The following is a 5,850-nucleotide window of genomic DNA, read 5'->3' on the forward strand; positions in this document are numbered from 1 at the left end:
GTGACATTTTCTGGTCGGTGCTGTGGTTCTTCTTCCTGTTCATCTGGATCATGGTCTTGTTCCATGTCTTGACCGACCTGTTCCGGGACCACTCGGTGTCGGGCGTGGAAAAGACGTTGTGGGTACTGTTCCTGGTGTTCCTGCCCTTCCTGGCCGTGTTCATCTACTTGATCGTTCGGGGCAGGGGGATGGGCGAGCGGGCCGCGGCCCAGCAGCAGCGGGCCCAGCAGCAGTTTGAAGGCTACGTGCGCAACGTCGCCACCACTGCTGAGGCGACGCCGACCGAGCAGATTGCCCGGGCCAAGGAGCTGCTGGACACCGGCGCGATCGACCAGTCGGAGTTTGAGCGGCTGAAGGCCAAAGCCCTCGCCTGAGGCCAGGGCGGCGGCCGCGCCAAGCAGCAGGTAGCTACCGCGCCGGGCACGCCCCGGTGAGCTTCGTGCCCGACTGCGACGACCGCCGGCGGGCGCTGTGCCAGTTCGGGACCGGCTCATGCAGCGGTCGTGGGCAGCAGCCCTTGGCCGCCATGAGCTGGTCGTGGCTGCCCACCTCGACAACGCCACCGTCGGCGATGGCCACGATGACCGGGGAGCGCCATGGGCCATCGCCGGCCGATACGCTTCACCAACAAGCCAACGATTAGTAGCGGGCTGCGCGGCGTTCCACGCGGCGCCGGTGACGACGCATCACGCCCAACCCGAACCACACCAGCGCCCCGAAGAGCGCCGTCATGATGGTGTACCACCACAGCGGCCAAGTGAAGGTCCAGAACAGGAACTGGAATCTGACCCTGTCGGTGTTCTGGATGATGAAGATCAGCAGCACCCCGACGCCAGTCAGCGAAGCGATCGCCCCGCCACTCAGTTTGCGCCCGTCCGGCTGTTGCCCGGCCGGCTGTGGCCCACCCGGTTGAACTGTCATCACGTCCTCCTCTTGCCGGTTGCGGTTGCTGGCGTCAGCGCACGTCGACGTAGGAGACCTCGATGGCGTTGTTGCCGTAGCCGAGACGGTTCCAGGGTGGAACCTCGGGTTGCACGTTGCCGGCTGCGTCGGTCGCGCGGGCGCGGAGGCTGTGGCGGCCGCGCTCGGTCGCCCCCCATGCGAATGACCAGTCCTGCCATTGGTACGGACCCTTTGGGGGTTCGACTTGCGCCGGGTGCCAGTCGCCTTCGCCGGTGAGGCTGACGTCGACGGTTGTGATCGGTCCGGTGCCCGACCAGGCCTTTCCGCGCACGGTGTAGGTGCCAGCGGGGATGGTGGCGCCGCGAGCGGGATCGGTGATCCGTGCGCGCACGCGCATGAGGGTGACGCGCTCAGGCGGACGATCGGCCCACTGGTACATGTAGTGGCCGGTCTCGAACTCGCCGACGTACGGCTCGGTCAGGACGTCGATGTGCTTCAGCCATTTCACCGAGGCGACGCCGTACCAGTGGGGCACGATGAGCCGGAAGGGCGCGCCGTGGTCGGGGTTGAGCGGCTCGCCGTTCATCTCGTACGCGATCAGGATCTCGGCTTCCGAGTCGGTGGCGTGGGCGAGGGTCAGGGACCGCACGAAGGTCAAGTCGGACGCGTCAATGTTCTTAAGGACCGGGTGGAGCAGGTAGGAGCCGTGGTCGGCGCCGGTGAAGCGGACCTCCACGCCCTCTGCGGCCGGTTTGGCCTGCTCTAGCACCTGGTGCAGCAGGGCACCGGTCCAGCGAGCGGTGGAGACGGCGTAGTCACCCCATGGTTCGCCGGCCGGCAGCGGTCGCATCGCCAGGCGCCCGTTCCCGGCGCATTCCATCGTGACGACCCGCTCCACCGGGGGCATGGCGCGCAGGTCGTCGAGCGTCAGGGTCCTTGGGTGCTCGACCGCGCCGCCGACCTCAACGGTTCCGTCGTGGGCCGGTACCGGGAAGTTGCTGCGGACGTAATGGAGGTCCGTCGGGGTGATGTCGCCTTTCAGGGCCTCCGGCGGGGCTTCGGCGTTGAAGGGATCGCCGTGGATCATCGTGAGCGCCGCCCGCGCCTGCTTCAGGTCGTCTGCCAAGGTCATGTTGCCAGCCTCCTCGTGGATGGCCGCGGCCGCGCGGGTCGCGCCTCAGTAGTCGGGATCCTGAAAGGTGGGCTCCCGGTCGTCGTTGAAGGCGCCGATGCCCTCGACACGGTCGGGGTGCACGGCGGAGCGCCAGTGGGCCTCCATCATGATCGCGATGGCCTGCTCGATCGGCTGCCCCTGACCCATCCGGACGGCCTGCTTGACCGCCTGCACAGCTGTGGGGGAGTTGCTGGCAATCTTGCCCGCGATCCGGTGCGCCACCTCCAGCAGCTCGCCCTGGGGGCAGAGCTCGTTGACCATGCCCAGCCGGTAGGCCTCCTGGGCGGTGATCGGGTCGCCGGTCATCAGCATCTGCAGGGCCTTGCCCGGCGGGAGCAGGCGGGGCAGCAGGGCCGGCGAGCCGCCCCCGGCGGCCAGGCCGATCATCGCCTCGGGCTGGCCGAAGGTGGCGTTGTTGGACGCGATGATGAAGTCGGTGCTCTGGGCGATCTCGCAGCCGCCACCGTAGGCGATGCCGTTGACGGCGGCGAAGATCGGCTTGCGCAGCTGGCGCAGGGTGTAGAGCGTGCGGTCGAAGTCCTGGCGCTGCCCCAGCCATTGCTCCTTGGTCATGTCCTTGCGCTGGCGCAGGTCGCTGCCGACCGAGAATGCTCGCTCGCCGGCGCCGGTGATGATGGCCACGCGCACGGTGGGACGAACCGCGATCGTCTCCAGGACCTCGGTCAGCCGCGCCCCCATCTCCGTGGTGATCGCGTTGTCGGCGTGCGGCCGGTTCAGGGTGATGAGCGCCACGCGCCCGTCCGAGCCGTACTCGACCATCACGGGTGAGTCCGGCTCTGCTGCTCCGGAGGGTGGCGGGCCGAAGTCGAGTGCCTTCCAGCGGTCGGTGCGTGTCGGGCTCGTTGCCACGTCGCCGTCCTTTCCTGGGATTTCGATGCCCGCTCAGGTCTCCAGCTCCGCCAGCCAGCGCAGCGCTCGCAGCCCCGGCGCGAAGCAGTACTCGCCGCCGCGGGTGACGACGAACGGCGGTAGGCCCTGCAGGCGGCGCCGGATTGGCCGCTGCGGGATGGTGAACGTGCCCGACCCGTCGTTCGGCCCGGCGAGCGGGTCCTTCTCGGCGGGTGCGCCGATGAAGATGCCGTCGTTGATCCACTGGGTCTTGACGAACTCGAACTGGCGCTTGAGGTGCGCACCAACGAACACGAAGATGATTCCTCGGTCGATGCCGTCGTCCTCCAGGACGCCTTCAGGCAACATGGGGCCGTAGCTCGTGCCGCGCCGGATCATCCGGTGCAGGCGGACGTTGACGCTGCCCTCGTGGTCGAGCGCGTCGCGCGGGTTCGCCCGTCGCGCGTGCGCGCCGGCCGGGCACTTGAACCCGCGCAGATCGTCGTGGTAGTCGAAGTCGTTGTTGCGCGCGGGGTCCGCCCCGAGCTGGGGATCGTCGTGGTCCGGGGAGAGCGCCAGGGGCGCGCCACTCTGCCAGCGTCCGACCATCTTGGCGCCCAGCAGCGCCTCCTCCTCGCGGCTCGCGGCTTTGGCGCGCAGATATTGGCGGTAGGCCGCGACGCGGGTGTGCAGCTTCCGAAACACGATGTAGGTGCCGTTGCGGCCAAGCAGCTCAGGGGTCGGCATTGGCGGCAGACTGCCCGTCTCGTCGGGATAGCCGAGGATGAACTCGCCGGCCTTGATCGGTCGCTCCCTGGGGTTGGAGCCTGGGATCCCGCTGCCCTCCACCGCCGGCTGGCCGATCCCGTCCTTGAAGCCGAAGGAGGTGCGCCCGGTGGGGAGCTGGTAGCAGTCCTGGCGCCAGATCACCTCTACCCCAGGCAGCTCCTGGTGGGCGCGGCGTGCCCGCTCGACCACGGCCGCCAGCCGCGCGGCGTCGGGCGACAGCGCCGCCAGTGCCACGTGGACGTCGGGGGTTCCGAGCGGCTTTTCCCAATTGGCTGGGCTGCTGTCGCCGAGGTCGCCCAGCTCGGCCGCGCGGGCCGCCATGCCTTGGCGGAACTCCGGCGCGAAGCTGTCCAGCGACTCTTGGGACACGCCCAGCGCCTGCAGGCCCTGGTAGGTGAAGGCAACGGTGACCCAGGCGCCGCGGGCCGGGTCGGAGGCGGGCTGGCCGGCGCTGACCACCGGGTGCAGCCGCCGCACCAGCTCCCGCCCGGCCGCGCGGTCGTCGATGCGCAGCAGCAGGTAGTGGCCGACGTAGGGGGACGGTCGTGGGTGCAGCACCCCACTTTGGAGGTCGTCGAACTCGAGGCTGACGGTCTCCGGCGTGCTCACAGTGTCCATGGACGTCCCATTCCTAGAGGTGTTCTGGGGGCTGGGGAGGATCCGGGTTCGGCACTGCCAGGTAGGGGAACGTGCAGGAAGCGGACTTCGTCGCCTGGTCGACGCCGTCGCGGATCCTGGGCCCGTTCCCGGCGTTGACCAGCAGCGTGAACAGGGTGTCGATGACGTCGTCGTTGAGGGCTCGGCCCCCGCAGGTCTGGTGCACGCGAGCCCCTCGGGTGGCCAGCTCGATCTCCAGGAAGGAACCCTGCTCGGCGTACGGCTTGGTGAGGTCCACGACGAGGAAGTCGGCCAGCAGCAGTTCGGTCAGCGGGTGCGCGCCGGTTTGGTCCGTGGGCCAGTCCTGGTTGCCGTCCAAGCGGTCCCAGAAGGCGAGGTTGGCGTTCAGCCGCGCCCGGTAGGCGCCCTGGTAGGCCGGCGCGAGCTGGAAGGCGTCCTCCATGTTGTACAGGTCACGGATCTCCAGGTCACGGTTGACGGTGTCGAACTGCTTGGGCGCCAGCATGAGGTTCTTCACCTCGGGCCGCCCGACGCGTTCCAGGCGGACAGCGAGCGTGCCTCGGGTCAGGGTCTCGGCGACCACCCCGACCAGCTCCGCGCCGCCGAGCAGCCTGGCGCAGTCGACCTCGACGACGAGGCTGAGCACGTTCTTGCCGTCCAGGAAGATCGCACCCGGATCGGTGAACGCCAGCTTGCCCGTGGCGATCGTCCTCAGCGCCGCGGGTGCGTCCATGATGAACGGATCCCAGCGCGGCCCGGCGAAGACGCGAACGCCGTGCGCCGAGCCGCCGCGCTCGTCGTTCACGCTGAACGAGACCGTCTCGCCCGCCAATGTGGTGCAGGCGCCGTCCTGGTCAGGCGCGCTGTCGCCGCTTCCGTTCACCGGCGGGGAGAACACGCAGTCAAATGTGAACTCCTCCGCGCCGACCACGAACAGCGCAGGATCATCCCGGGCGGCCGCGGCGACCGGGCGCAACCGAAAGCGGTAGATCAGCCCGTCGGAGAACCGCGCGGACGGCTGGGCGAACGGCAGGGTGTTCATCACCAGCACGAGGTGGCCGGGACGCTGCGGGCTCGGAAACGCGTAGGCGTCGGTGATGTCCACGATCGGCTCGGCCAAGGCCCGCGGCCCTGAGATGTGGTCCGACACCGCCGCTCCTCTATGGCTCCTGGTGATTGGCTCCCGAGGGCTAGGTGGAGTCGGCGGCCTCGTCCAACAGCGGCTTCAGGGCCGGGTGCTGCAGCGCCGTGGCGGCCTCTGGGTCGTCGAGCACCTGCTGGAACGCCTTGTTCACCCGCAAGGCCTTGCGGATCTCTTTGACCGTGCCGGGGTAGTTCCGTGCGTAACCGCCCGCGGTCACCTGCGCGCCCAGGATGAACGCCTTCACCGCCGCGAGGTCTGGCAGGCCTTCGTAGCCTTCGACGTGCTGGAAGATGGTGTCGAATAGCTGGAGCGTCGGCCCTGACGTGGCGAAATCGTCCATGTAGGGGTCCCACGGGCCGTCGAAGCTAGTCGC

7 protein-coding genes are annotated in these 5,850 nt (G+C 68.9%); 1 reads left to right on the top strand and 6 read right to left on the bottom strand.

Features of this window, described 5'->3' with window-relative positions; genetic code table 11:
- Positions 1–374, top strand: a 374-nt coding sequence (locus tag VF468_31925; GenBank protein HEX5882892.1) for a PLDc N-terminal domain-containing protein, incomplete at its 5' end; no start/stop codon positions are given.
- Positions 375–639: 265 nt separating this feature from the next.
- Here the strand turns inward: VF468_31925 and VF468_31930 are convergent.
- The 6 genes from VF468_31930 to VF468_31955 all read right to left on the bottom strand — a co-directional run.
- Positions 640–921, bottom strand: a complete 282-nt coding sequence (locus tag VF468_31930; protein ID HEX5882893.1) for a lipopolysaccharide assembly protein LapA domain-containing protein — start codon at positions 919–921, stop codon at positions 640–642.
- A 34-nt stretch (positions 922–955) separates the two neighbouring features.
- Positions 956–2,035 (bottom strand): sulfite oxidase, encoded by a 1,080-nt coding sequence (locus VF468_31935; protein ID HEX5882894.1) that lies wholly within the window; start codon positions 2,033–2,035, stop codon positions 956–958.
- 45 nt (positions 2,036–2,080) lie between these two features.
- On the bottom strand, positions 2,081–2,947 hold the full coding sequence (locus VF468_31940; GenBank protein ID HEX5882895.1) for an enoyl-CoA hydratase-related protein: 867 nt from the start codon (positions 2,945–2,947) through the stop codon (positions 2,081–2,083).
- A gap of 33 nt (positions 2,948–2,980) precedes the next feature.
- Positions 2,981–4,333, bottom strand: coding sequence for a Dyp-type peroxidase (locus tag VF468_31945; GenBank protein ID HEX5882896.1), 1,353 nt, complete (start codon positions 4,331–4,333; stop codon positions 2,981–2,983).
- 13 nt (positions 4,334–4,346) lie between these two features.
- A complete protein-coding gene (locus tag VF468_31950; GenBank protein HEX5882897.1) occupies positions 4,347–5,483 on the bottom strand; it encodes a DUF4331 family protein in 1,137 nt (378 codons plus the stop codon).
- Positions 5,484–5,523: 40 nt separating this feature from the next.
- The coding region (locus VF468_31955) for a hypothetical protein (protein ID HEX5882898.1) at positions 5,524–5,850 on the bottom strand (327 nt) is incomplete at its 5' end.

The sequence above is a fragment of the Actinomycetota bacterium genome, assembly GCA_036280995.1.
In the GTDB taxonomy this organism is placed as follows: domain Bacteria; phylum Actinomycetota; class CALGFH01; order CALGFH01; family CALGFH01; genus CALGFH01.